1 protein-coding gene is annotated in these 1,583 nt (G+C 40.7%); it reads left to right on the forward strand.

The window, feature by feature from the left end; genetic code table 11:
* Positions 1-465 precede the first annotated feature (465 nt).
* Positions 466-1,341 (forward strand): alpha/beta hydrolase, encoded by an 876-nt coding sequence (locus tag VF500_RS14560; RefSeq protein ID WP_330860362.1) that lies wholly within the window; start codon positions 466-468, stop codon positions 1,339-1,341.
* The last annotated feature ends 242 nt before the right edge of the window (positions 1,342-1,583 follow it).

A 1,583-nucleotide genomic window follows, 5' to 3' on the forward strand; every position in this document is an offset into this window, starting at 1 on the left:
CTGCCGGGTACGATACGCTGCGTGGTATCTTGGGCGAAGCTCAATGCTGTGCAGGCAATGAGAAACGAGAATAAGGTTAATTTTTTCATGAGTTGTAATGCAATTGGCTAAAGCTAATGGCATTACGTTAGGAGAGTGTTAGTGCTTGGTGAAATTTGTGTTGGGGGCTAACTATTTTGTTAGCCTGATTGGAACGCATATTAACCTTTAATGGAGGATCTTGTTTACCTACTTAAAATATCTCCGCCGGTTAAATTTTCTGTTCCTTTTTTATTATTACTTTTAATTAGCTGATGGATCCGCGTATGCATGGTTTCATAGCATAATTAGAACCTAAGAGGAATAATAACGGCAGTATCTTGTCGCGATTTCCCCCTCAAATTGTCGTTTTTACACATGCCTAAATCCTGAAATGTCATTGATCTTTGTATTGTCAATCAAATCAAAACAATTAAATAATGTGTTATGAAAAGAGTATTTAAAGGATCTAATGTCCTCCAGTTTGTATTAACGATTTTTATACTTTCTTTTACTGTATTTCAGTCTATTGGACAGCAAAGTAAACCTACAGCCAGCGGATACGCACCTGTTAACGGCATAAAAGTTTATTACGAAGTATATGGCGAAGGCCGGCCTATAGTTTTACTGCATGGTGCTTTTATGACCATTGAAGCCAACTGGGGCCAAATGATCCCTGAACTGTCGAAAACCAGGAAAGTGATTGCCATTGAATTGCAAGGACACGGACATACGCAGTATTCAGATAGAAAATTTGCGCTTACAACTTTAGCAAGTGATGTTGAAGGCGTAATGGCCCATCTGAAAATTGACAGCGCGGATATAGTTGGATATAGTATGGGCGGGTCTGTGGCTTACCAATTTGCTATACAAAGCCCTAAACGGCTGAAAAAATTAGTGATCATTTCTTCTACTTATAAAAGTAGTGGCTGGGCGCCCGAAGTTACCGGTGCGTTCAAAACACTTAAGCCTGACGTTTTTACCAATAGCCCTATGAAAGCCGCATACGACGCCGTGGCACCAGATAAAACAAATTGGACAAAGTTTATAACGCAGATGCTTGTTTTTGTTCAGGAGCCATTTGACATGGGCGACGCCAATATTGCGAAAATTACTTCGCCGGTATTGCTTATATCAGGCGACAACGATGGCCTGGATAAAATTGAGTTAATGAAAACATATAAATTACTGGGAGGTGGCGTTGCTGCCGATCTGAGCCCAATGCCCAAATCACATTTGGCCATAGTTCCTTCGCAAAGCCATGTGAGCCTGATGATGCAGACGAACACCATATTAGGGTATTTGAACGACTTTTTAAAGTAGAGGTGATTGTGTTTGAATGCATCTACGAAAAGCAATTAGCCTATGGCCGGTGTTATGACCACAGGTGTTCGGAAGGATCAAAAAAAGTGGGGGATTGTGCGATTCCCTCCCTTGGGTTTAAGTTTACCCACAAAATCTAAATGTGCACTAAACAGGGTTGAGAAATCAAGTTTATAATTAGGAGACCCCGCTGGAGTCGACTATTTTTTTTAATTATCTATAAACAGGAGGCCTCTCTGAGG

Origin of the sequence: Mucilaginibacter sp., assembly GCF_036383575.1 — a bacterium.
GTDB lineage: Bacteria > Bacteroidota > Bacteroidia > Sphingobacteriales > Sphingobacteriaceae > Mucilaginibacter.

What these genes read in the sequence shown, in the direction of transcription:
- VF500_RS14560 (WP_330860362.1), top strand. Translation starts at nt 466, where the DNA reads ATGAAAAGAGTATTTAAAGGATCTAATGTCCTCCAGTTTGTATTAACG.